21 protein-coding genes are annotated in these 23,336 nt (G+C 71.3%); 14 read left to right on the top strand and 7 right to left on the bottom strand.

Going from position 1 to position 23,336, the window contains the following annotated elements; translation table 11 throughout:
* Positions 1-66 precede the first annotated feature (66 nt).
* The 5 genes from ABEA33_RS10610 (at position 67) to ABEA33_RS10590 (ending at position 6,741) form a co-directional block, all read left to right on the top strand.
* Positions 67-1,341, top strand: a complete 1,275-nt coding sequence (locus ABEA33_RS10610) for a hypothetical protein (protein ID WP_345526741.1) — start codon at positions 67-69, stop codon at positions 1,339-1,341.
* 22 nt (positions 1,342-1,363) lie between these two features.
* Positions 1,364-1,867 carry a gluconokinase gene (locus tag ABEA33_RS10605; RefSeq protein WP_345526740.1) on the top strand — a complete coding sequence of 168 codons (504 nt, stop codon included), beginning with the start codon at positions 1,364-1,366 and terminating at the stop codon, positions 1,865-1,867.
* Complete coding sequence (locus tag ABEA33_RS10600) at positions 1,867-3,234, top strand: GntP family permease (protein ID WP_345526739.1); 1,368 nt, start codon at positions 1,867-1,869, stop codon at positions 3,232-3,234. The genes ABEA33_RS10605 and ABEA33_RS10600 overlap by 1 nt, the downstream gene beginning before the upstream one ends.
* 156 nt (positions 3,235-3,390) lie before the next feature.
* Positions 3,391-6,303 (top strand): glycosyl hydrolase, encoded by a 2,913-nt coding sequence (locus tag ABEA33_RS10595; RefSeq protein ID WP_345526738.1) that lies wholly within the window; start codon positions 3,391-3,393, stop codon positions 6,301-6,303.
* A 57-nt stretch (positions 6,304-6,360) separates the two neighbouring features.
* Positions 6,361-6,741, top strand: coding sequence for a DUF427 domain-containing protein (locus ABEA33_RS10590; RefSeq protein WP_345526737.1), 381 nt, complete (start codon positions 6,361-6,363; stop codon positions 6,739-6,741).
* Here the strand turns inward: ABEA33_RS10590 and ABEA33_RS10585 are convergent.
* Both ABEA33_RS10585 and glgA read right to left on the bottom strand, forming a co-directional pair.
* A complete protein-coding gene (locus tag ABEA33_RS10585; RefSeq protein ID WP_345526736.1) occupies positions 6,726-7,394 on the bottom strand; it encodes a hypothetical protein in 669 nt (222 codons plus the stop codon). The genes ABEA33_RS10590 and ABEA33_RS10585 overlap by 16 nt on opposite strands.
* Positions 7,395-7,560: 166 nt before the next feature.
* Positions 7,561-8,748, bottom strand: coding sequence for a glycogen synthase (gene glgA, locus ABEA33_RS10580; protein WP_345526735.1), 1,188 nt, complete (start codon positions 8,746-8,748; stop codon positions 7,561-7,563).
* A gap of 62 nt (positions 8,749-8,810) precedes the next feature.
* On the opposite strand from glgA, the gene glgC reads away from it, so the two are divergent.
* Positions 8,811-10,058, top strand: a complete 1,248-nt coding sequence (glgC, locus tag ABEA33_RS10575; RefSeq protein ID WP_345526734.1) for a glucose-1-phosphate adenylyltransferase — start codon at positions 8,811-8,813, stop codon at positions 10,056-10,058.
* On the opposite strand, the gene ABEA33_RS10570 is transcribed toward glgC, so the two are convergent.
* Positions 10,055-10,621 carry a mismatch-specific DNA-glycosylase gene (locus ABEA33_RS10570; RefSeq protein ID WP_345526733.1) on the bottom strand — a complete coding sequence of 189 codons (567 nt, stop codon included), beginning with the start codon at positions 10,619-10,621 and terminating at the stop codon, positions 10,055-10,057. The genes glgC and ABEA33_RS10570 overlap by 4 nt on opposite strands.
* Before the next feature lie 67 nt (positions 10,622-10,688).
* Between ABEA33_RS10570 and ABEA33_RS10565 the strand changes: the two genes are divergently transcribed.
* Positions 10,689-11,132 (top strand): hypothetical protein, encoded by a 444-nt coding sequence (locus ABEA33_RS10565; protein ID WP_345526731.1) that lies wholly within the window; start codon positions 10,689-10,691, stop codon positions 11,130-11,132.
* Between the two features lie 2 nt (positions 11,133-11,134).
* Here ABEA33_RS10565 and ABEA33_RS10560 read toward each other — a convergent pair whose 3' ends face one another.
* Positions 11,135-12,382, bottom strand: coding sequence for a phosphodiester glycosidase family protein (locus ABEA33_RS10560; RefSeq protein ID WP_345526730.1), 1,248 nt, complete (start codon positions 12,380-12,382; stop codon positions 11,135-11,137).
* Positions 12,383-12,451: 69 nt separating this feature from the next.
* On the opposite strand from ABEA33_RS10560, the gene ABEA33_RS10555 reads away from it, so the two are divergent.
* On the top strand, positions 12,452-13,639 hold the full coding sequence (locus ABEA33_RS10555) for a site-specific DNA-methyltransferase (protein WP_345526729.1): 1,188 nt from the start codon (positions 12,452-12,454) through the stop codon (positions 13,637-13,639).
* Positions 13,640-13,769: 130 nt separating this feature from the next.
* On the opposite strand, the gene ABEA33_RS10550 is transcribed toward ABEA33_RS10555, so the two are convergent.
* On the bottom strand, positions 13,770-14,645 hold the full coding sequence (locus tag ABEA33_RS10550; RefSeq protein ID WP_345526728.1) for a LysR family transcriptional regulator: 876 nt from the start codon (positions 14,643-14,645) through the stop codon (positions 13,770-13,772).
* Positions 14,646-14,713: 68 nt separating this feature from the next.
* On the opposite strand from ABEA33_RS10550, the gene ABEA33_RS10545 reads away from it, so the two are divergent.
* Positions 14,714-15,625, top strand: a complete 912-nt coding sequence (locus ABEA33_RS10545) for an EamA family transporter (protein ID WP_345526727.1) — start codon at positions 14,714-14,716, stop codon at positions 15,623-15,625.
* Here ABEA33_RS10545 and ABEA33_RS10540 read toward each other — a convergent pair.
* Positions 15,569-16,975: a WS/DGAT/MGAT family O-acyltransferase gene (locus ABEA33_RS10540; protein WP_345526726.1), complete on the bottom strand. Its 1,407-nt coding sequence runs from the start codon at positions 16,973-16,975 to the stop codon at positions 15,569-15,571. The two genes, ABEA33_RS10545 and ABEA33_RS10540, sit on opposite strands and share 57 nt — an antisense overlap.
* Positions 16,976-17,115: 140 nt before the next feature.
* Here ABEA33_RS10540 and ABEA33_RS10535 point away from each other — a divergent pair, with 140 nt between their 5' ends.
* The 5 genes from ABEA33_RS10535 to ABEA33_RS10515 all read left to right on the top strand — a co-directional run bounded on the left by ABEA33_RS10535 (position 17,116) and on the right by ABEA33_RS10515 (position 22,184).
* On the top strand, positions 17,116-19,050 hold the full coding sequence (locus tag ABEA33_RS10535) for a hypothetical protein (RefSeq protein WP_345526725.1): 1,935 nt from the start codon (positions 17,116-17,118) through the stop codon (positions 19,048-19,050).
* 51 nt (positions 19,051-19,101) lie between these two features.
* The gene (locus ABEA33_RS10530) at positions 19,102-19,461 is read left to right on the top strand and encodes a hypothetical protein (RefSeq protein WP_345526724.1); all 360 of its coding nucleotides are present in this window, start codon (positions 19,102-19,104) and stop codon (positions 19,459-19,461) included.
* A gap of 194 nt (positions 19,462-19,655) precedes the next feature.
* Positions 19,656-19,973: a hypothetical protein gene (locus ABEA33_RS10525; RefSeq protein WP_345526723.1), complete on the top strand. Its 318-nt coding sequence runs from the start codon at positions 19,656-19,658 to the stop codon at positions 19,971-19,973.
* Between the two features lie 40 nt (positions 19,974-20,013).
* The gene (locus ABEA33_RS10520; protein ID WP_345526722.1) at positions 20,014-21,114 is read left to right on the top strand and encodes an FUSC family protein; all 1,101 of its coding nucleotides are present in this window, start codon (positions 20,014-20,016) and stop codon (positions 21,112-21,114) included.
* On the top strand, positions 21,111-22,184 hold the full coding sequence (locus ABEA33_RS10515) for a DNA polymerase IV (protein ID WP_345526721.1): 1,074 nt from the start codon (positions 21,111-21,113) through the stop codon (positions 22,182-22,184). The genes ABEA33_RS10520 and ABEA33_RS10515 overlap by 4 nt, the downstream gene beginning before the upstream one ends.
* 8 nt (positions 22,185-22,192) lie before the next feature.
* Here the strand turns inward: ABEA33_RS10515 and ABEA33_RS10510 are convergent, their stop codons facing one another.
* The gene (locus ABEA33_RS10510) at positions 22,193-23,320 is read right to left on the bottom strand and encodes a glutamate--cysteine ligase (protein WP_345526720.1); all 1,128 of its coding nucleotides are present in this window, start codon (positions 23,318-23,320) and stop codon (positions 22,193-22,195) included.
* Positions 23,321-23,336 lie beyond the last annotated feature (16 nt).

The raw sequence follows: 23,336 nt of genomic DNA, 5'->3' as shown, positions 1-23,336 counted from the left end.
TCCAGCCGGATACGACGTAGCCTGTAAGCCGGATCTCGGGAGCAACGGGTGGAACTGGAGAGCAGAGTGCGTCGGCGATTCAAGGTCGTGGCCGGGGCGGTCGCGACTGTGGTGGCGGCCGGCGCCCTGACCCTGCCCGGTGCCGAGGCGTCCGGTGACTCGACCGTCGTCGTGCGTGGCTCCGCCCTTCCCGAGGGCAGCCGGTCCCAGCTCAACCTGGTCGGCTGCGACTCTGTCTTCGGTCGTACGGCGGAGCCGGTCGCCCCGACGATCGGCGTCGTGCCCGGTCGGCCCGGCAACAGGCGCAGCCTCGGCTTCGACCTCGTGGGCGGCAATGCGATCGGGTCGGTCAGCTACGTCGACCGGGTCGCCGCCACCACGACCGCTGGCATGTCGGTGCACGCCGACGCCGGGACGACCGGTGTGGCGTACGTCGGCTACCAGGCCCCGAAGGACGTCGGCACCAGCCTGATGTGGGTCGGCCGCGCACCACTCGCCGTCTCGGCAGGCGTGTGGACCCCGGTCAACGTGACAGGGCAGGGCTTCGCCTGGACGCAGTACGACATGTCGACCCAGCAGCCGATCGGTGGCGTGGTCGGGTCGTCGGGCATCTCGGCGTTCACCCAGGCCATGGGCGGCGACGGTGCCGGCTTCTACATGGTCGGGTTCGGGTGTGACGGCAACGCCTTCAACACCGATTCCTGGCGGATCGGCACCTCGACCGGCGTCACGACGTACGACTTCGAGGGCTTCACCACGCGTACGACGATCTCCGGTCCGGACGCCGCCGTCGAGCCCGGGCAGCGGGTCACGCTGACCGGCAGCGTCGTCGACGGCTCGGGAGCCCCGGTCACCGGACGGGTCGTCCTGGAGGCCAAGACGGGCGACGGTCCCTGGGAGACGGTGGACGTCGCGCCCGGCCCGAACCCGTCGGTCGTCGTACGGCCCGAGGAGTCCACGACCTACCGCTGGAAGCTCTATGACCGCGCCCGGTTCGAGGGCAGCGTCTCGGCGCCGATGACCATCAAGGTCGTGGGCCCCGAGGAGCCCAGCGAGCACCCCTCCGCGAACCCGTCCGACCCGCCCGCGGGCGATGAGCCGTCCGGCGACCCGTCGACACCGGTCACCTCGGACGCGCCCAGGAAGGCGCCTGCGGCGCCGGTCCAGCCGCCTGCGGACACCCCCACGCCTGCCGCAGAGACCCCGCCCGCGGAGCCCGCGGCGCAGGAGACCCCACCCGCGGTCGAGCACGCGAGCGAGCCGGCGACCCCGGCCTCCGACCCGCCCGCGGCCGAGCAGTCGGCGCCGGCAGAGTCAGCAGAGGGCGGCGCTTCCGACTAGCTCGGGCGCTAGGTTGAGGTCCATGCGACCTCTCGTAGTGATGGGCGTCTCGGGCTCGGGCAAGTCCACCGTCGGCGCGGCGATCGCGCAGCGGTTCCGGGTGCCGTTCGCCGACGCCGACGACCTCCACCCCTCCGCCAACATCGCCAAGATGAGCCGCGGCGAAGCGCTCAACGACGAGGACCGCTTCCCGTGGCTCGCGCTGGTGGGTGAGTGGCTGGCCGTCTACGAGGACGGCGGTGTGATGAGCTGCTCGGCCCTGAAGCGGAAGTACCGCGACCAGATCCGGCACCACGCGCCGAACGTGCAGTTCCTGCTGCTCGAGGGCACACGTGACGTGATCGCCGCGCGGCAGGCCGCCAGACCGGGTCACTTCATGCCGGCCTCGCTGCTCACCTCGCAGTTCGCGACCCTGGAGCCGCTGGCGCCCGACGAGGACGGGATCGTCCTCGATGTGGACCAGAGTGTCGACGACATCGTGCAGGGGTATGTAGACCACATGAGCCGTGAGACCGAGCAGACCTGATGGACGTCGTCGAACCGGTAGCCGCAGGCTGGCAGCTGATCACCGCGGCGCTCGCGGGCATCGCGGTGATCGTCGTCCTGATCACGCTGCTCAAGCTGCACCCTTTCATCGCGCTGATCCTGGGCGCCCTCACGGTGGGCGTCGTCGCCGGTGAGAACCTCGGCGGCGATGACGGCGTCCTGGTGTCTTTCACCACCGGCTTCGGTACGACGGCCGCGGGCGTCGGCGCCCTGATCGCGCTGGGCGCGATGTTCGCCAAGCTGCTGGCCGACTCGGGTGGCGCCGACCAGATCGTCGACACCATCGTCGGCAACGCGTCCGGGCGGATGTTGCCCTGGGCGATGGCCGGCGTCGGTGCGCTGATCGGACTCCCGATGTTCTTCGAGATCGGCCTGGTGCTGCTGATGCCGGTCATCTACCTGGTGTCCAGGCGTGCGCAGGTCTCGCTGATCACCGTCGGCATCCCCGCCCTGGCCGGGCTGTCCGCGATGCACGGCTTCGTGCCCCCGCACCCCGGCCCGGTCACTGCCATCGACTACCTGGGCGCGGACCTCGGCGTCACCCTCGCTCTCGGACTGGTCGTCGCGGTGCCGACGATCGTCGTGGCCGGCCCGCTCTTCGGGAGCATCGCCGGCCGCTGGGTGCCCCTCGAGGCGCCGGACACGTTCGATGCTCCGGAGCGCGACGAGTCGATCACCCGCCCGTCGTTCGCCGTCACCCTGGCCACCGTCCTGCTGCCGGTCGTGCTGATGCTCGGCAAGGCGATCGTCGACATCGTCATCGACGATCCCGACAACAACGTCCAGCAGGTCGGCGACGTCATCGGCAACCCGTTCATCGCGCTGCTGATCTCGGTCCTGGTCGCGATGTACACGTTCGGCATCCGCGTCGGGATGGACAAGCAGAAGCTGTCCGACACCGTGTCGGCCGCCCTCCCACCGATCGCCGGCATCCTGCTGATCGTGTCCGCGGGCGGCGGCTTCAAGCAGGTGTTGGTCGACACCGGCATCGGCACCCGGCTGGCCGACTGGGCCAGCGACGCGAACATCTCCGTGCTGCTGCTCGCCTGGGTGCTCGCCGTACTCATCCGTCTCGCCACCGGCTCGGCGACGGTCGCCACGATCACCGCGAGCTCGTTGATGATCGGGCTCGTCCAAGGCCTGTCGACGGGTGAGACCTCGCTCGTCGTGCTCGCGGTCGGCGCGGGTTCGCTCTTCTTCTCCCACGTCAACGACGCCGGCTTCTGGCTGGTCAAGGAGTACTTCGGGATGACCGTCGGGCAGACGATCAAGACCTGGTCGCTGATGGAGACCGTGCTGTCGGTGACCGGCCTGATAGTGGTGCTGATCCTCGGGATCTTCATCTAGCTGGGGACCAGGTCTCCAACGCTCTCAGCCGACGATCGGACACCCGCGATCGATTGAAGCGTTTCAATTCACTTTCCACTGGGCAGGGTGTGGCTGCCGTCACAAGCGGCGGCAGCGTTTCACGCCAACCATCCTGCTCGGGAAGGGAAAGTGCACGTGCTTCGTCGACGTACGTTCGTCCAGGGTTCGGTCGCAGCTGCTGCGGTCTCCACCACCATCGCCCCAGGGGAGGCCTCCTCCGCGCCGCCGGTGCCGGGGGACGGTCGCCAGACCGGCAGCTCCGCCCTGCGCTGGCCGCGGTTCACCGCGGAGACCCGGCCGTGGGTCCGCTGGTGGTGGCTCGGCAGCGCGGTGACCGGTGCCGGGCTCACCCGGAACCTGCTCCAGCTGCACCAGGCAGGTCTCGGCGGGGTCGAGGTGCAGCCGATCTACGAGGCCCAGGGGTACGAGGACCGAGACCTCGAGTACCTCTCCGCCCCGTGGGTGGCAGCGCTTGACCACACGACCAAGCAGGCGGCGCGGCTCGGCATGCAGGTCGACCTGACCAGCGGCTCCGGGTGGACCATGGGTGGTCCGTGGATCACCCCGGAGCACTCGGCCGGCCGGGCGCTCGTCGCGCGCTGGCAGCTGACTGAGGGGCAGCGGCTCGAGGACCCGGTGCGGACCGAGCAGCCGGGTCATCCTGGCCTCGTCGATGAGGAGAAGCTGTCGCGGCCCGACCTGCGACCGCCGATGGACCCGCTGCCCGAGCCGCCGCTCAGCGCACTGGTGGCGCGCGAGGCGACCAGCGGGGAGACCGTCGTCCTGACGGACAAGGTCGGCACTGACGGCCGGCTCGACTGGACGGCACCTCCCGGCAGCTGGCAACTCACCGGTGTCTTCGCGGGTCTCGCCCTCAAGCGGGTCGAGCGCGCGGGGCCCGGCGGCAAGGGCCTGATGTCGGACTACACGGGTGGCACCGGGGTGCGGCCGCACCTCGACCGACTCGACGCGGCGCTCGGCGCCGGTCGGCGCGGCCTGCGTGCGTCGTTCCACGACTCCTACGAGCTGGAGGCGACCGACTGGCACCGGACGTTCCTCGCCGACTTCGAGCGGCTGCGCGGGTACGACGTCACGCCGTACCTGCCCGACGTCTTCGCGGAGGGCGACGTCGACGACACCGCGCTGCGGGTGATGGCCGACGTACGCCAGACCTTCTCGGAGCTCTTCGTCGAGCGGTTCGCGAAGCCCTGGGGCAGGTGGAGCAAGGGGCACGGCTGGCTCACCCGCAACCAGGCCCACGGGTCGCCGGCCAACCTGCTCGACGTCTACGCGGCCAGCGACATCCCGGAGACCGAGTACACCGGCGCCGAGCTCGTGCCGATCCCCGGGCTCCGGCAGGGCCTCGGCACGGCGGCGCCCCCGGTGTCGCTGGTGTGGCGGATGGCGTCCTCGTCGGCCCACCTGAAGGGCACGACGCTGGTCGGCGCGGAGACGATCACCTGGCGCGACGAGCATTACCACGTATCGCTGTCGCAGGCGAAGCCCGCCGTGGACCTGCTCTTCTCGGCGGGCGTCAACCACGTGCTGTTCCACGGTTCGGCGTACTCACCGGACGACGTCGCCTGGCCCGGCTTCTCCTTCTACGCCTCGACCGAGGTCAGCCCCGCCAACACGCTGTGGCGGGACCTGCCCGAGCTGAACGCCTACATCACCCGCTGCCAGTCGATCCTCCAGGACGGCGAGCACGGCAACGACGTCCTGGTCTACTGGCCGCAGGCCGACCAGTGGTCGCGCCCGAAGGGCGGTCTGGCCGGCGAGGAACGCGAGCTCACCCCCGACTACGCCTGGCGCGGCACGCCGTGGATGTACGGCGACCCCGAGTCGCCCGGCGCCGTCGTCGAGCCGATCGAGCAGCGCGGCTGGCAGCTCGACTGGGTCTCGGACACCCAGCTGCAGGAGTTCTCGGGTCGTCGTGGCGAGGTCCGCAACCGGCACAGCCGGTACGCCGTCGTCGTGGTCCCGCGAGCCGAGCTCGTCCCGCTCGACACCATGCAGCGGCTCCACGACCTGGCCGCTGGCGGCGGGACCGTCGTCTTCGTCGACAGGCTGCCCTCCGACGTCCCGGGGTACGGCGACCTGGCCTCCCGTCGGCGCAGGTTCCGTCGGCTGGCCGAGGCGATGACCGCCCGCCCGGTGCGCGGACGCACCGGCTGGCACCGAGTCGGTCGGGGCCACGTCGTGGTCGCTGCCCAGGGTGCGGCGCTCGACGCGGCGCTGGAGAGCGCAGGCGCGGTGCGCGAGCCGCTCGCGGACACCGGGCTGCGGGTGCTGCGCCGCCGGCATCGCCAGGGTTGGCACTACTTCGTCGCCAACGTCGGCGCCGAGACCGTCTCGGGCTGGCAGGAGATCGGCGTCGACGCGCGCTCGGTCGGGTTGCTCGACCCGCTCCGCAACACGCGGGGTCGAGCCGAGCAGCGGGCTGCGGGTCGTCGTACCCAGGTGCGGCTGCACCTGGAGCCCGGGCAGAGCGTCATCCTGCGCACGTTCGACCGGCGCCGGCTCGCCGGCCCCGTCGCCGACCTGGCGATCCCCGGCGGCCGCACCCGAGCGGTCGACGGCCCGTGGGAGCTCACCTTCGTGGAGGGCGGCCCGGAGCTGCCGGCCGCTCGAAGGCTCGACGCCTTGGTGTCGTGGTCCGAGCTCGGACCGGCCGAAGTCGCGTTCTCGGGCACCGCGCTCTACCGGACGACGCTCGAGCTCGATGCTGCCGACGCGAAGCGCGACTGGCTGCTCGACCTCGGCGAGCTGTGCGAGAGCGCGCGGGTGCGCGTCAACGGGGTGGACGTCGGGACGGCGTGGGCGATCCCCTACCGGGTCCCGCTGGGAGGCGCGCTCCGTCGCGGCCGCAACGTGCTGGAGCTCGAGGTCACCAACCTCGCTGCCAATCGGTGCCGTGCGCTGGCGCAGCGCGGCGAGCTCGAACTGCCGCACTTCATGAGCTGGCGCTCCGGCAAGAAGCCGCAGGACTGGGACGCGATGCCGTCGGGGGTTCTCGGTCCGGTGCGGCTGGTGGAGTCGAAGGGCTGAACAGGTCGACATGCCGGCCGCCCGGAATCCTTGCCGGGCGGCCGGTGTTCTCCGGGTATGAGCGAGAAGCCTGTGCTGATCCCGGATGCCCACCACCCCATCACCGTCACACCCAACGACGACCGGGTCGTCGTGATGCTGGGGGAGCGCACGGTCGCCGACACCACGTCGGCGCTCACACTGCAGGAGGCGAGCTATCCGGCAGTGCAGTACGTGCCGCTGTCCGACGTCGACCCGACCCTGCTGGAGCGCACCGACCACGCGACGTACTGCCCCTACAAGGGCGAGGCCTCCTACTACAGCCTGGCCGCCGACGGTGAGACCCACGACAACGCCGTGTGGACCTACGAGGCGCCGTACGCCGCGGTCGCCGCGATCGCCGGTCACGTCGCGTTCTACCCCCACGTGGTCGACGTGCGGAGCTACCCGAGCGCGTAGAGGTAGCGGCTGGTCGGCACCAAGTCGATCTGCCGGTCGGCGCCGATCCGGCCGACGCTCGCCATCAGCACGTCGATCCGACGGCCGAGCTCGGCGTCGTCGCCGCCGCTGCCGTAGAACGCGTGGATGTCGGTGACCGCGGCGCTCGGGAAGAGCTCCTCGACGATGCCGTCGATGCGTGGTGCGTCGTCGGTCAGGGGCGCCGTGACGATGTTCTGGATGTAGCCGAACGTGGCCTGGGTGCGGATCCCGACCGCGGTGTGGTCGATCATCCAGCGCCGCAGCCACTCCGCCTGGTCGAGCTCGTCCGGCCTCCGGAGAACGGCGACGTTGGCGAGCGCGTCGGCGCGGCTGCCGTCCCAGCTCTCGGGCGGGTCGAGGCGGCGGCGCTCGTCGACGGCGTACGCGTGCACGCTGGTCGCGACGGTCCGCAGCACCTCGGCGACCGGTGCCGCCTCGACGTCCCAGACCGTCACGAAACCCGCGATCGGCTCGTCGAGGTGGTCGATCCGCATCGCTCCCGCGATGTGCTCGTCCTGGATGTTGACCTGGAGGCGGCGCACGCCGGCCGCGGCGAGCCGTGCGTGCAGCCCGCGGTCACGCAGGCTGGTCGGGAGGTCGTCTCCCCAGACGACGAAGATTGTCTTGGTCACGAGCGCTCACGGTAGGGCATCCTGCTCCGGTGTCGAGGAAGATCCGGCTGCCGGCGGGGGCGCGTTCGTTGCCGCGGTCGCCAGAGCGCGCTGTCCTCAAGACGTCATACGAATCGAGGCCTCTAGCCCACGATTCGGATGACGTCCCGGCGCGTGGCGGCAGGCGTCACAGCACCGAACGGTAGACCTCCACCGTCCGCTCGGCGATCGCTTCCCACGAGAAGTCGGAGATCGCCCGCGCCCGCCCGGCCCGACCCATCTCGGCCGCTCGAGCGGGGTCGGAGACCACTGCGATCAGCGCCTCGGCGAAGTCGGCGACGTACTGCTCCGGGTCGAGCGGCGTGCCGGTGCCGTCGCTGGCCTGGAGGATCGGGACCAGCCTCCCGGTCTCGCCGTGGACGACGACCTCGGGGATGCCGCCGGTCGCGGTGGCGACGACGGCGGTCTCGCAGGCCATCGCTTCGAGGTTGACGATGCCGAGCGGCTCGTAGATCGACGGGCACGCGAACACGGTGGCGGCTGTCAGCAGCGCGACCACGTCGGGACGCGGCAGCATCTCGGCGATCCAGACCACGCCGTCGCGGCCGGCCCGGAGGTCGGAGACCAGGCCCTCGACCTCAGCCATGATCTCCGGGGTGTCGGGCGCTCCCGCGCACAGCACCACCTGCACCTCCGACGGCAGCTCGGCACAGGCACGCAGGAAGAGGGGCAGTCCCTTCTGCCGGGTGATCCGGCCGACGAACACCACCGACGGCCGGTCCGGGTCGACGCCCAGCTCGCGCACCCGGTCGGGGTTCACGATCGGCGCCCAGTCGGCGGTGTCGATGCCGTTGTGCACGACGTGCACCCGCGCCGGGTCGATCGAGGGGTACGACGAGAGCACGTCGTCACGCATCGCCGCCGACACCGCGATGACGGCAGCCGCCGCTTCGTACGACGTCTTCTCGACGTACGACGAGACCGCGTAGCCGCCACCGAGCTGCTCGGCCTTCCACGGCCGCAGCGGCTCGAGCGAGTGCGCCGAGACGACGTGCGGCACGCCGTGTAGCAGCGAGGCGAGGTGGCCGGCGAAGTTGGCGTACCAGGTGTGCGAGTGCACCAGGTCGGTGCCGGCGCAGCCGTCGGCGATGGTCAGGTCGACGCCGAGGGTGCGCAGCGCCGCGTTGGCGCCGGACAGCTCGGTGAGGTCGGCGTACGACGAGGTCAGCGGCTCGTCCCGAAGAGCACCGAACGCGTGCACGTGTGCCTCGACGTCGGATCGGGCACGGAGTGCCCTGACCAGCTCGGCGACGTGGACGCCGGCGCCGCCGTACACCTCGGGCGGATATTCACGGGAAAGGACGTCGACTCGCACGATGCCGAACCTAACGCGCCGGCCCACTTCGCGGTGGCCGCGGGCCCGACTACGTTGGCCCCATGGCTATCGGTTCCCGCAAGAAGGTCCTCGCGATCGTCCTCGCGGGAGGTGAGGGCAAGAGGCTGATGCCGCTCACCGCGGACCGGGCGAAGCCGGCGGTGCCCTTTGCGGGCATCTACCGGCTGATCGACTTCGCGCTCTCCAACGTGGTCAACAGCGGCTACCTCCAGGTCGTCGTGCTGACGCAGTACAAGTCGCACAGCCTCGACCGGCACGTCACCCAGACCTGGCGGATGTCGACGATGCTCGGCAACTACGTGACCCCGGTGCCGGCGCAGCAGCGGGTCGGCAAGAACTGGTACCTCGGCAGTGCCGACGCGATCTACCAGTCGCTGAACCTGATCAAGGACGAGAAGCCCGACATCGTGATCGTGGTGGGCGCCGACCACGTCTACCGGATGGACTTCCACCAGATGGTGAAGGCGCACGTCGCGAGCGGGGCTGCCTGCACGGTCGCCGCGATCCGGCAGCCGATCGAGCTGGCCGACCAGTTCGGCGTCATCGACGTGCACCCCGACGACCCGTCCAAGATCCGCGACTTCCTCGAGAAGCCGACCAGCCCGGTCGGTCTGCCGGACAGCCCCGGCGAGGTGCTCGCGTCGATGGGCAACTACGTGTTCGACGCCGCTGCGCTGGTGGAGGCGGTCACCCGCGACGCCACGGAGATCGGCTCGAAGCACGACATGGGCGGCGACATCGTGCCGTCGTTCGTACGGCGCCAGCAGGCCGCCGTCTACGACTACAAGAACAACGACGTCGCGGGCTCGACCGACCGAGACCGTGGCTACTGGCGCGACGTCGGGACGCTCTCGTCGTACTACGACGCGCACATGGACGTCGTCTCGCCACTGCCGGTCTTCAACCTCTACAACTTCGACTGGCCGATCTACACCTCCTACGGCCCGCAGCCGCCGGCCAAGCTGGTGAAGGGCGCCGCCGGGCAGACGCCGTTCGTCGACGAGGCTGTGCTCTCGCCGGGTGTCGTCGTCACGGGCGGTCGCGTCCAGAGCTCGGTGCTGTCCCCGGCGGTGTGGGTCGGCGCCGGTGCAGAGGTGACCGGCTCGGTGCTGATGAACGGTGTGCAGATCGGCGACGGCGCCGTCGTCCGCAACGCGATCCTGGACAAGAACGTCGTGGTACCGCCGGGCGCGCGCCTCGGAGTCGATCCCGACGACGACCGGGCGCGCGGGTTCCTGGTCGAGGACGGGCTGACGGTGCTGGGCAAGGACCAGGCCTTCCCGGTCTAGAGGACCCCTGCAGCCCGCGCGGCCGCGCCGTACGCGACGGCAAGCGTGTGGACGGTCTCGTGGGCGTTGAGACCGCTGGGGTTCGGCACGATCCAGAGCTCGGCGCCCTCGAACGGGTCGGGCTGCCTGCCGGGCACGGCCTTCCGCCGCCCGAAGGCCGTGCGGTACGCCGTGATCCCGGCGATCGCCACCACCTTCGGCGCCGTACGCCGGACCGTCGCGGCCAGCTCGACACCGCCGGCCCGCAGCTCCTCGTCGGTGAGCTCGGAGGCCCTGGCGGTGGCGCGGCGGACGATGTTGGTGATGCCGATGCCGCGAGCGCGCAGGCGCCCGCGATCCTCGTCGGTCATGCCCGCCGAGGGGCTGATCGGCGTGGTGACGATCCCGGCCTCGAGGAGCGCGGGGTAGAAGCGGTTGACCGGGTGCGCGAAGTGCGTCTGCGTGGCTGCGGTCCACAGACCGGGGTTGATGCCGACGAAGAGCAGCCGCAGGTCGGGGCCGATGAGGTCGGGCACCTCGGCGTCGCGGTAGGACTCGAGCTCGGCGCGGGTGAAGCGGGGCACCCGCGCAGCCTGCCACGCTCTGCCGTCTCTCTGGGAACCCGGGCGGACCGGCTACCGTCCCATGGTCATGCGACGAACTCTCGGTGCGCTCGGGCTTCTCTTGGCGCTCACCGCCTGCGGCAGTGACGCCCAGGACTCGGCAAACGACGCGCCGGACCCGGGTGTCGGCCCAGCGGTCACCCAGGTCGCCCTGCTGACCGGCACCTCCGCAGGCGGCGAGGTCACGACCGAGCCGACGGTGCTCGCCGACGACGCCGCCGTCCAGGCGTACGCCGACCAGTTCCGCAACGACGAGCTCGGGGGCGAGATCGTGACGGCCGCTGGCAAGACCGAGGTCCCCGAGGGTCAGCAGCTCGCTGCCGCGGTCGTCGCGGTCGGGTGCGAGGTGCCGACGAGGGTCGTGGGCACGGGCACCGGCGATGACGTCGCCCTGCACGCCGTACTCCCGTCGCCGACGAAGGAGTGCTTCGCGCCGATCACCACGGTCGCCCTGGTGCTGGTGCCGGCGTAGGGCTACTTCGGCGGGGTGTAGGTGACCGCTAGGGCGTTCGTCACCTTGCGCAGGTAGGCGTCCGAGGGGACGTTGACGACGCGGTTGCGGCCGTCAGCGCTCCTGGCCACCATCGTCGAGGAGCCGCCGCCGTCGAGGTTGAGGGCCGTGTCGGCGCCCAGGTCGACCATCAGGTTGGCGAGCTCCAGCATCGTGTAGCCGCGGCTGGCCTTGCTCCGACCGTCGATCACGAGCAGCAGGACCTCGCCGGTGTCGTTGTCGATCCCGACCGCCGTCCGCGGGTGCATCACCCGGTTGTCGATCACGCTGACGACGCCGTCGGTGATCAGCAGCTGGTTGCCGGTGATCGCCATCCGGGGCTTGCCCTTGAGCCCGGCGCGGACGACGACCCGCATGCCCTTCTTGAGACCGCGCAGGGCGCGGGCGCCGGCCCCCCGGCCGATCAGCACGCTGCCCGGGATCGTCTTGTCGGCCTTGACCTTCGTGGACACGCGCACGACCTTGCGGTTGCGGATCCACACGGCGCGCACCTTCGTGCGCTGGCCCTGCGTCATGGCGGAGCCGGCGGTCTTGCCCCAGCGCTTGGTGTAGTAGCCGACGCTGTCGGCGGCGACGTACGGCGAGTTCAGGTCGGTGAGCGGGATCTCCGGGTGGTGCTTCACGCGCATGTTGAGCGGCAGCTGGCCGATCGTCGGCCGGTTGCGGCTGTCGAAGTAGAACGCCGAGTTCCAGCCCGTCTTGCGGCCGTGGAGGACGACGTGCTTCCGGTCCTTGCCGAGGCCGAGCGGCGCGCCGGTGCGCCCGATGTCGTAGAAGTCGCCGTTGACTCCCGCCACCGAGCGGGCGGTGCGCTTGAGGATCTCAGGGACGGTCGCGACCCCGCGGACCGTCCCGGAGTCGGCGTAGTCGATCCGGAGGCCGGGAGTCTTCGGGTTGATCGCGAGCAGGTGCGCCTGGATCGGGCCGCGGGAGTCGATCTGCGTCCACTGCGTGAGCGTCACGCCCGGGGCGATCTCGTGCTCGGCGACGTCGATCCGTCGCGGCGCGGTGAAGCGGGCGTAGGGGCTGGTCGGCGGCGCGATCCAGCCGGGCTGACCGTCGGAGGTGTGCTCGGGGTGCAGATCGCGGCGTACGTCGTGCCGTGCCGACTGCTGGTCGGATGGCCTGCCGGCGTCCTCGGCCAGGGCGGGCGCACCCGCTACGAGGGCGCACGACAGCACCCCTACGACGATCGACCCCCGAGTACGCACCTGGCCGATAGTAGGTCGCGCTCGGCGAGGTTGGGGCATCACGGTGGCGCGTGTCTCTACTCTCAGCCTGTGGGCGAGGCGCAGAACGTGTTCGTCGAGGGCGACAACCTCGACGTGTTGCCGACGCTGCCGGTCCGCCTGGGGCGGCCGGTCGACCTGGTCTACATCGACCCGCCCTACAACACCGGCAACGACTTCGCCTACCACGACGACTTCCGCGCGGACGGTTCGCGCCGCAGCCGGCACCAGGCCTGGATCGCGATGATGGAGCCGCGTCTGGTGGCGGCGCGCGAGGTGCTCGCCGACACCGGTGCGATCTTCGTCAGCATCGACGACAACGAGGTCGCGCACCTGCGGCTGCTGATGGACGAGGTCTTCGGCGAGGACAACCTGCTCGCCCAGGTCGTGGTCAACCTCAACCCCAAGGGCCGCCAGCTCGGCCGGGGGTTCGCCACCAACCATGAGTACGTCCTCGTCTACGCCCGGGATGCCCGCCGTACCGTCCTCGACGCGAGCAGCTCCGACTCCGTCGACGAGCGCGACTTCAACCTGACCGCGCCCGACGGCCGGCGCTACCGGCTGCTGCCGCTGCGCAACACGAACAAGAAGTTCAACCCGCTCACCGCCCGGACCCTGCACTTCACCGTGTGGGGCGACCCGGAGAGCGGACGGGTGAGCACGACGCCGTACGACGGCGCGGTCGAGATCGAGCCGGTCTTCGGCGACGGCCGGCCCGCCGTGTGGCGGTGGAGCAGGCCGCTCATCGAGGAGCGGCCGGACGACGTGGTCTGCCGGGTGGTCAAGGGCAAGAACGGCGACCGGATCGACGTCTACCAGCGCGACTGGATGCTCCGGGACACCCCGGGCGGGCGGCGCAAGAAGCTGCGCACCATCTGGCTCGCCGAGGAGGTCGGGTCGACCGACACCGCGGTCGCCGAGCTCAAGGAGCTGGTCGGCCACGTCTTCGAGTCGCCGAAGCCGACCGGGCTGATCCGCCGGATCCTCGGGACCATGCCCGACGACGCGCTGGTGGTGGACTTCTTCGCCGGGAGCGGTACGACGGGGCACGCTGTCGCCCTCCAGAACGCCGCCGACGGCGGCTCGCGCCGCTGCGTGAGCATCAACTCCGCGGAGCCCACCCGCGCCGGGTCCAACGCCCACGCCGCCGGTCTGCTCACCGTCGCCGACATCACCCGGGCCCGGCTGCAGGCGGTCGCCGACACGGTCGGCGGCGGCTACGAGGAGCTGTCCGTCTAGGCCGGACCGCCGGTGGTCGAGCAGCGAGCGCCAGCGAGCGTCGTCGAGACCCCGCAGCCTGGACGTCGGCTTCGGCTGCCGGGGTCTCGACAAGCTCGACCAACGGGTCTCCGGGCGGGGACAACCAGGCTCAGGCGGTCAGTCGGTCCAGGACTGCCCGCAACGGCGGCCACCGATCGCGGCCGCGGCGGGTCACGGCGTACGCCCGCATGGTGACGAGTGGGTCGGTCAGCGGCAGCACGCGTACCCCGCGGCGCGAGGCACGCCCGCGGGGCAGCAGCCCGATGCCCCGACCGGCGACGATCAGGTCGTCGACCAGCTCCAGCGCATCGATGCGGTGCACGACGCGCGGCGTGAACCCGGCCATCGACGCGAGCATGCGCAGCACCTCCTCGTCGGCGGTGTTGCGGGAGTTCACGATCCAGTCGCGCTCGGCGTACGACGTGAACGGTGCGCGCCTCTCCCGGGCCGGAACTCCGAGCCCCCAGTCGACGCTCCAGAGGTCGGCGACGTCGTGGTCGCTGCGCCAGGACGAGGGAGCGAGGTTGTAGTCGTAGGTGAGCGCGAGATCGACGTCGTCGCGGGCGAGTAGGTCGAAGGCCTCCAACGGCTCGTACTCGTGCACCCGCACCTCGATCCCGGGGTGGGTGCGCGCCAGGTCGTCCATCGCGGGGAGCAGGGACCGACGGATCGCGGTCGCGAACCCCGCGACCCGCACCACTCCGGCGGGTTCGGCGGCCGGGTCGAGGTCGAGCCGCGCGGCCTCGACCGAGGCCAGGATGGCGACCGCGTGCTCGGCGAGTCGGTGCCCCGCCGGGGTGAGGCGGACCCGGCGGCCGTCTGGCTCGACAAGTGGCGTGCCGACCTCGCGAGCCAGGGCCGCGATGCCCTGGGACACGGCCGAGGTGGTGGTGCCGAGCTCGGCGGCGACCTCGTGCATCGAGCCCAGGCGGGAGAGCTCGAGGAGCAGCCGGAGGCGCCGTACGTCCATGGCAGCATCGTTCACGATCGCTGAACGATATGTCCAGCAAAGTCACGTGGACGTGGACGAATGTCCGGGTCTGTACTGGACGCATGAAGTCCCAGTCCCGTGCCGGAGCCTCGATGGCGATCGTCTCCATGCTCTGCGTCCAGCTCGGCCTGGCCGCCTCCGTCGGGCTGATCGACCAGATCGGCGCCGAGGGCGCCGCCTGGCTCCGGCTCGTGTGGGCCGGTGCGCTCATGCTGATGATCGTGCGCCCGCGACGGTCGGCGTTCAGCCGTGAGGCGCTGCGAGCCGGCATCGCGCTCGGCGTCGTCACGGCCGGCCTGACCATGCTGTTCATGGCGGCGGTCGCCCGGCTGCCTCTGGGTACGGCGAGTGCGCTGGAGTTCCTCGGCCCGCTGGGCGTGGCCGTGGTCCGCAGTCGCGGCACCGGCCGCCTCTGGGCGCTGCTCGCCGCAGCCGGAGTCGTCTTCCTGACCCAGCCGTGGGCGGGGACCGCCGATCCGGTCGGGGTGGCGTTCGCTCTCGGGGCAGCCGCCTGCTGGGCGGCGTACATCCTGCTCACCCAGCGGGTCGGCGACGAGGTCAGCGGCATCGCCGGGCTCGCGATCTCGATGCCGGTCGCGGCCCTGACTGCGACGGTGGTCGCCGGGCCGAGCGTCGTCGGCCGGTTGAGCCCCGAGCTGCTGCTGGTCGGTCTGGGACTGGCGATCCTGCTCCCGGTGGTCCCGTTCACCCTCGAGCTGCTCGCGCTGCGTCGATTGACGGCGGGTGCCTTCGGCACGCTGATGGCGCTGGAGCCGGCGTTCGCGCTGGTGATCGGGTTCGTCGCGCTGCACCAGGTGCCGAACCTGCTCGGCGTGCTGGGCGTCGGCCTCGTCGTCGCCGCGGGTGTCGGTGCCGAGCGCAGTGGCGCGCGAGAGGCCCTGCCGTCAGACCGGCCGTCAGACCCCGGCGGCTCGCTCCAGCGCGACCAGCTCGCGGTCGAGGTAGGTCAGTAGCCGCTGCAGGTGCGGCACCGTCCGGCGGCAGCCGATCAAGCCGAAGCCGAGGTTGCCGTCGTACGAGATGCAGGTGATGTTGAGAGCCATCCCGTTGATCGGGATCGACAGCGGGTAGTGGCCGACCATCCGGGCGCCGTTCCAGTACTGCGTGGTCCGGGGACCGGGGACGTTGCTGATGATCAGGTTGTACGGCGGCCGCACCAGGCCCGACATCCGCAGCATCGGTGCGGCGATCGCGGGCGCCTGGCCCAGCGCGCTCATCGCGATGATCTGCAGGGGCGTCATCGTCGACAGTGCCTGCTTGCCGTCCTGCATCGCGGTGTGGATCACCATCAGCCGGTCGACGGGGTCCTCGAGGTCGGTGCCGAGCTGGCACATCACCGACCCGACGGCGTTGCCGCCGTCGGTGGAGGCGAGGTGGGACTCCTTCGCCTTCAGGCCGATCGGCACCATCGCGACCAGCGGTGCCTCGGGGAGTGCGTCGAGCTCGAGCAGGTAGCGGCGTACGGCGCCGCCGCACATCGCGAGGACGACGTCGTTGATCGTCGTGCCGATCGCCTTGCCGATCGCCTGCAGCCGCTCGATCGGCCAGTCCTGCGCCGCGAACCGCCGCGACGCCGTGATCTTCTCGTTGAAGATCGTGCGCGGTGCGTAGAGCGAGACCGAGGAGGTCTCGTTGCGCACGCTCTTGCTGATGGTCTTGATCAGAGCGCTCGGCATGCCGGCCGCCTCTGCGGTGATGGCGAGGGCCGATCGCAGCACCTGGGTGGGGATCTCGGCGAGCCCGGTCTCGTCGCTGCTGCGCGGCGTCCGGGTGCGGCCGCGACGGGTCCGGGCGTCCCACGGCGGCGGCATCTCCCGCAGGTCGGGATCGTCGGTGAGCGTGCTCTGGACCAGCCGCATCGCGGCGACGCCGTCGACGAGGGAGTGATGAATCTTCGTGTAGAGCGCGACCCGGCCGTCGCGCAGTCCCTCGATGACGTGGGCCTCCCACAGCGGCCGCTCCCAGGCCAGCCGGGTGCTGTGCAACCGCCCGCTGAGGTCGAGCAGCTCGCGGATCCGGCCGGGCTTCGGCAGCGCGCTGTGCTGGATGTGGTGGTCGATGTCGAACTGCTCGTCCTCGACCCACGCGAGCTGGCCCGCGGTCGACAGGGAGCGGTGCGGGCGCTTGAGGAAGAGTGGTGCGATCTCCTCCACGTCACGCATCGACTCGTACATCTCGCGGCCGTAGCCGCGCCCGGCCCCCTCCGGCCTCTCGAAGAGCTGGAGTCCGCCGACGTGCATCGGCATGCTGCGGTTCTCGACGAGGAGGAACGACGCACCTGTCGGATCGATCAGTGAGACCACGCCGCCCCTTACGTTGGTGAGTCGTCCGAGTGTGGACCTCGGTGACCGTCGCCACAAGGATGTAACGCGTTCTGGTTCCTGGACGCTCTCCAGGGTGAGAGGCGCGGGACGCGCGCCGTCCGAGTGAGAGGTTGTCGCTGATGAAGCGCACCACCCTGGCCGGCGTCGCCGGTCTGGTCCTGTCCGGGTTGGCCGTGCTGCCGGCGTCGGCCGCACCCACCTGGGTCGACACCGACGACCTGGTCGACACCGGAGACCAGGTCACCCAGCTGCAGGTCGACACCTTTGTCGACCCGTCGACGCATGCGCAGGGGACTGTCCTCACCTGGGTCGACGCCGCCACCGACGACGTCGTGCTGGCCTACCGACGTCCGGGTGCCGCCTGGTCCGCGCCGATCACGCTTGCCGACCCCACGGGGGCGCCGCGCCTCGAGCAGCTGGCTGGACTCACCGTGTCCTACAGCGTCGGCAGCACCCTGAGCACGGTCGGCCTGCGCCCGAGCGACCTCGGGGCGACGCTGCCGACGGTCGTCGCCGACCACGTCGTCCCCGGCACCGTGACCACGGCCGGGGAGCACCTCGTCTGGGCCGAGGACCTCGGTGACGGGAAGCAGCGACTGGTCGCCCGCAACGGATCCTCGTTGGTCGAGGTGGCGCCCGCGGCAGAGGTGACGTTCGTCGAGACCGCCGGTGGCCTCGCGCCGTTCGACTTCCCGTACGTCGTGTGGGTGTCGCAGGCGCCTGACCGCAGCCAGCAGCTGCTGCTCAACATGGTGGGCAACCGATCCCCCCAGGCGCTCGGGCGGACCGGTTCGACGTACGCGGACCTCGCCTTCAGCGCATCGGGTGAGATCGCCTGGGTCGAGAAGGCGGGGTCCGCCGCCGCCGAGGTGCGGACCGCTCTGCTGGACCGGCTCGGGTCGTGGCAGGTCTTCGGCGTACCCGCCTCGGCAGGTAACGCAGCTGAGCCTTCCCTCGCCAAGTTCCTCGGACCGGGGGATCACGTGCTCGTCTGGCGGGAGCAGGACGACAGCACCTGGTCGGTGAAGTCGTCGGCGCTCGGGGTGTCGACCGCAGGCGCGTGGTCGGCACCCGTCACGCTGGACTCGGGCGCCGGCGTGCTCGGCGCGGACCAGTTCGCCGCCAGCGCCGGCCCGGGCGGGCAGGCCGTGTCGTGGTGCCGCCCGGACGCGGCGGGGTGCACCGTGCGCGCGGCCTTCCGGTCCGGTACGACGTGGGGACCGACCGCCACCCTCGGCACCGTTGCGACCGCGGCGGACGCCCGCCTCGCGACGCCCTCGCCCGCAGCCGTGGGAAGCCAGGACGGCGTGGCGCCCACGGCGTGGACCGACGGGGGCGACGACGTGCGGGTCAGCGCGAACGACCACGTCGGCCCCATGACGACGCCTCGGAACGTGTCCCGCGCGAACCTCGACAACCGGCTGATCGCCCGGTGGTCGGGACGAGACGACTGGAGCGGCGTCGCGTCGTACCGGCTCCAGGTCGCTGACTTCGGTCCGCGTCAGGGCAACGGCGACCTCCGGTGGCGCACCGCCGTCGGCGCCACCAGTCGGACCCAACGGGCGCTCCGGGTGGCGCCCGGTAGCACGCGTTGCTTCCAGGCCCGCGCGACGGACGGCGTCGGCAACGTCGGCGACGAGTCGCCCGTACGGTGCACGATGGCCCCGGTGGACGACCGTGGGCTGCACCGGTCGAAGGGATGGTCGCGGGTGCGCGACGCCAAGAGCTACCGGAACACCTTGCTGAGGAGCACCCGCAAGGGGGCGACGCTCACCTTCCGCAATTACCCCTTCACCTCGTTGATGCTCCTCGTGCGCCAGGTCCCGCGCGGCGGAAAGGTCGAGGTGCTGCTCGGCGGCCGGCGCATCCGCACGCTGAGCACGGCCGGGCCGGCCAAGCGAATGGTGCCGCTGCCGGCCGACCGCGACTCGCTCAGGTCCCAGAAGCGGACCCTGCAGCTCCGCGTGGTCTCGAGCGGTCGGCCGGTGCTGATTGACGGAGTGTTCCTCGGACAGTTCCTGCCGAACCCTCGAGAGGCCCGTGACCCGAGCTGAGTGCCTGGGGCCCTGAGCCCGCCGTACGGTGAACCCCTTGCGAACGGAGCGGTGAGCAAGGGGATTCACCGTTGCGCGGGGACGGGCTCTCGCGGTGAGGTCGAGGGGACCACCGTCGGCCTCGTCTCGGGAGATCCCTCATGCCTCACCGACCTGCCGGTGGCGAGCGAGGTGCGCACCGGCTACGACCGCGACCTCTTCACGCTGGGGGTCGACGCCGACGGCGACGGGTGCAACACCCGTCATGAGGTGATGATCGCGGAAGCCGAGGAGAGACCGTCGGTCGGGTCGGGCTGTGCACTGACCGGAGAGCGCTGGTTCTCGTACTACGACGGGGTCTCGCAACATACCCCCGGCCGATCTCGACATCGACCACATGGTGCCGCTCGCCGAGGCATGGGAGTGCGCTGACGTCGATCGCCGGCGGGTGCGACGACACCACGAATCTCGGTGGAGCTCGCTGGCTGAGCCCGCCTGCCGTCCACAGCGCGGCTCCCGACGCCGGTCTCCACAGGCGGTGGACGTCACGGCTCTCGACGTCCCCGTCCGCTCCTAACGTCGTCAGCGCACCGGATCGGCCGGTGCTCGACCTCCGGGAGCAGCCCATGAGACATCTGACCGCCTTGATCGTCGCCGGCATCGTCGCCACCCTCGGCTGTGGCTTCGGCGTGGTCGCCGTCGCCGCAGACGACTCGCCGCCCGGTGACACGATCGTCGAGGTCACCGGCGACGCGGCCAACGGCTTCGAGATCCGCCACTACGACGGCTCGGCGCTCTATCCGCCGACCGACTCGGAGGCACGCGCCGAGTGCGGTGAGTACGACGCCCGGGTCGATCGGGTGCGCTGCCGGACCGAGGTGCGCACCTGGTACCGCGACCTCGCCGACCTGCAACAGGCACTTGAGTGGGCGCACGCCGGATGAGTGACCGTCGCCGCTGCTCGCGCGTGGCAGGATCGGCCCCGTGGAGGCCGGACCGCTCGACCGCATGTGGCACGTCGGGCGGACGTCCGTCCGGACTCGGGTCAAGCGCTGGGAGGCGAAGCGCTGGCAGATCGCGCAGTGCGCGGTGGCGGCCGGCGTGGCCTGGTTCATCGCCTCCGACCTGCTCGGCCACCCGACGCCGTTCTTCGCCCCGGTCGCCGCCGTGGTCGCGCTCGGGACGTCGTACGGGCAGCGCCTGCGGCGGGTCGCCGAGGTCACCGTCGGCGTCGCGGTGGGCGTGTTCCTGGCGGATCTGCTGGTGGCCTGGCTGGGCTCGGGCGGGTGGCAGATCGCCCTGATCGTCGCGCTCGCGATGTCCGCGGCGTTCCTGCTCGACGGCGGGCAGCTCTTCGTCACCCAGGCGGCGGTGCAGTCGATCGTGGTCGCGTCGCTGGTGCCTGACCCGGGTGCGGCGTTCACGCGCTGGACCGATGCGGTGGTCGGAGGAGTGGTGGCTCTGGTGGCCGCCACGGTGGTGCCCGCCGCGCCGCTACGTCGGCCCCGAGAGCAGGCCGCGGTCGTGATGCGCAAGATCTCGACGCTCCTGCGAGCGGCGGGGGAGGTGATGACCGACGGCGAAGTGGAGCGGGCGATGGCCCTGCTGGCCGACGCACGGACGACGGACTCGCTGATCCGAGAGCTGAAGGACGCGGCCGACGAGGGATTGTCGGTCGTGGAGTCGTCGCCCTTCCGGGTCCGGCACAAGGGCGACCTGCGCAAGATGGTCGACCTGGTCGACCCGCTCGACCGCGCCCTGCGGAGCACCCGCGTCCTGGTCCGGCAGACGGCGGTGGCCGCCTACCACCGGCGTCCGGTGCCGGACTCCTACTCGCTGCTGGCGCTCGACCTCGCCGACGCCGCCGACATGGCGGCCGACGAGCTTGCCTCCGACCGGATGGCCGTCGCTGCCCGGGACGCGCTGCTGACGGTCGGCGACGCGACCGGCAAGGTGGAGCGCACCGAAGTGCTGGCCGCGGAGGCGGTGCTCGCCCAGATCCGTTCGGTCGTCGTCGACCTGCTGATGGTCACCGGCCTCGGGCAGCTCGAGTCCACGGACGCCCTGCCACCGCCACCACGATGAGCGGCCAGCCCTGGGTGCTGCACGTCGACCTCGACGAGTTCCTCGCCGCGGTCGAGGTGCTGCGGCACCCCGAGCTGGCCGGGCTGCCCGTCGTGGTCGGCGGACGGGGCGACCCGACGGAGCGGGGCGTCGTGTCGACGGCGTCGTACGCCGCCCGCGCCTTCGGGGTGGGCTCCGGGATGCCGCTGCGGGTGGCGGTGCGCAAGTGCCCGGAGGCGGTCTTCCTGCCGGTCGACCACGAGGCCTACAACGTCGCGTCCGAGGAGGTGATGGCCACGCTGCGGTCCCTGGAGTGGGGCGGAGTGCCGGTGGTCGTGCAGGTGCTCGGCTGGGACGAGGCGTTCCTCGCGGCAGGTCCAGGGCACGGAGACCTGGGCGACCCGCGGGTGTTCGCGGAGCACATCCGCGCGGAGGTGCTGGCGGCGACCGAGCTGCACTGCTCGGTCGGCATCGGTGACAACAAGCTCCGCGCCAAGATCGCGACCGACTTCGGCAAGCCGCGCGGGGTGTGGCAGCTGACGGCCGACAACTGGGAAGAGGTGATGGGGGACCGACCTACGACGGCGCTGTGGGGCATCGGTGGCAGGACAGGCAAGCGATTGGCCGCTCTCGGCATCGACACCGTCGACCAGCTCGCCCACTCCGACGTCCGGGTGCTCGCCGCCGAGGTCGGTCCGTCGACCGGGCCATGGCTGCACCGGCTCGGCCGGGGCGAGGACCCCAGCCTGGTGGACCCGACGCCGTGGGTGCCGCGCGCCCACGGACGGGAGGAGACGTTCCAGACAGACATCGAGGACTGGGACGAGGTCGCCGACGCCGTCCGCCGCATCACTCGGCGGGTGGTCGCCGACATCGACGGCGAGGGCCGTCCGGCGGCGCGGGTGGGACTGAAGATCCGGCTCAGGCCGTTCATCACCCTCTCGCGCAGCCTCACCCTCCCGGAGGCGACCAACGACCCGGAGGTGCTCGCGGCCGCGGCGGTCTCGCTGCTCGACCGGGTCGAGCACGACCGGGCGGTCCGGCTGCTCGGCGTGCGCCTGGAGATGGTGCCGCCACCAGAGGGCTACTGAGGCCGGGGCTAGAGCCCCTCTCTCAGCTCGCGGACGACCGAGTCGACGACGGCGACCAGGTCGCCCTCGTGCTCGGCGGCGACCATGCGTTGGCGCTGGTACGACGCACCGCGCTGCGGCAGCTCGATCACCGAGGCGAGCTCGGCGGAGCAGCCCAGCCGGTCAGCGACGGGGGAGAGGCGTTCGACGAGCTCGGCGAGGTCGTCGGTGACCAGGCGCTCGTTGGACGCGGCATCGGTGATGATGATCGCGTCGAGGCCGTAGCGCGCGGCGCGCCACTTGTTCTCCTGGACGTGCCAGGGCGGCAGCGTGGGGAGGTCCTCGCCGGCCGCGAGCCGGGTGTCGAGGTCGACGACCAGGCAGTGCGTGAGCGCGGTGAGGGCGGCCAGCTCGGGGAGCGTCGAGACGCCGTCGCAGATCCGGTTCTCGATGGTGCCCAGGTGGGCCGCCGGCCGGACGTCCCACCGGATCTCGTTGAGCTCGTCGATGACCCCGGTGGTCAGCTGGTCCTGCACGAAGGACTCGTACTCCGACCACTGCGCGAACTGGAACGGCAGCCCCGCCGTCGGCAGCTGCTGGAACATCAGGGCACGGTTGGAGGCGTAGCCGGTGTCGACGCCGGCCCAGATCGGCGACGAGGCAGAGAGCGCCTGCAGGTGGGGGTGGTAGTTGAGCAACGCCGACAGGACCGGCATCACCCGCTCCCGCGACGGCAGACCGACATGCACGTGCACGCCCCAGATCAGCATCTGCCGACCCCACCACTGGGTGCGGTTGATCAGCTCCTCGTAGCGATGTCCCTCGGACAGCTCCTGCACCGTCCACGACGCGAAGGGATGGGTGCCTGCGCCGAAGAGGTCGATGTCGAGCTCGTCGCCGGCCGGGATCACCGCCTCGAGCGTGCCGCGGACGTCGTCCATCGCCTCGCCGACCGTGTGGCAGATCCCGCTCACGATCTCGACCGTGTTGCGCAGCAGCTCCTTGTGCAGCTTGCCCGGGTCGGCGAGCCGGGGCTTGGCCCGGGCGAAGAGATGGGTGGCGTCGTTGCGCAGGTCGCGGGTACGCCTGTCGACCAGCGCGAGCTCCCACTCGACACCGAGCGTCGGCTCGGGAGATCCGTGGAAGTCGATGCGCACGTAGTACAGCGTTCCA

Origin of the sequence: Nocardioides endophyticus (assembly GCF_039543845.1) — a bacterium.
GTDB classification, from domain to species: domain Bacteria; phylum Actinomycetota; class Actinomycetes; order Propionibacteriales; family Nocardioidaceae; genus Nocardioides; species Nocardioides endophyticus.
Note: the sequence above shows the minus strand (reverse complement) of the source record. Positions and strands in the feature narration are given on the sequence as shown.

What these genes read in the sequence shown, in the direction of transcription:
- ABEA33_RS10605 (WP_345526740.1), top strand. Translation starts at nt 1,364, where the DNA reads ATGCGACCTCTCGTAGTGATGGGCGTCTCGGGCTCGGGCAAGTCCACC.
- ABEA33_RS10600 (WP_345526739.1), top strand. Translation starts at nt 1,867, where the DNA reads ATGGACGTCGTCGAACCGGTAGCCGCAGGCTGGCAGCTGATCACCGCG.
- ABEA33_RS10590 (WP_345526737.1), top strand. Translation starts at nt 6,361, where the DNA reads ATGAGCGAGAAGCCTGTGCTGATCCCGGATGCCCACCACCCCATCACC.
- glgC (WP_345526734.1), top strand. Translation starts at nt 8,811, where the DNA reads ATGGCTATCGGTTCCCGCAAGAAGGTCCTCGCGATCGTCCTCGCGGGA.
- ABEA33_RS10565 (WP_345526731.1), top strand. Translation starts at nt 10,689, where the DNA reads ATGCGACGAACTCTCGGTGCGCTCGGGCTTCTCTTGGCGCTCACCGCC.
- ABEA33_RS10545 (WP_345526727.1), top strand. Translation starts at nt 14,714, where the DNA reads ATGAAGTCCCAGTCCCGTGCCGGAGCCTCGATGGCGATCGTCTCCATG.
- ABEA33_RS10535 (WP_345526725.1), top strand. Translation starts at nt 17,116, where the DNA reads ATGAAGCGCACCACCCTGGCCGGCGTCGCCGGTCTGGTCCTGTCCGGG.
- ABEA33_RS10525 (WP_345526723.1), top strand. Translation starts at nt 19,656, where the DNA reads ATGAGACATCTGACCGCCTTGATCGTCGCCGGCATCGTCGCCACCCTC.
- ABEA33_RS10515 (WP_345526721.1), top strand. Translation starts at nt 21,111, where the DNA reads ATGAGCGGCCAGCCCTGGGTGCTGCACGTCGACCTCGACGAGTTCCTC.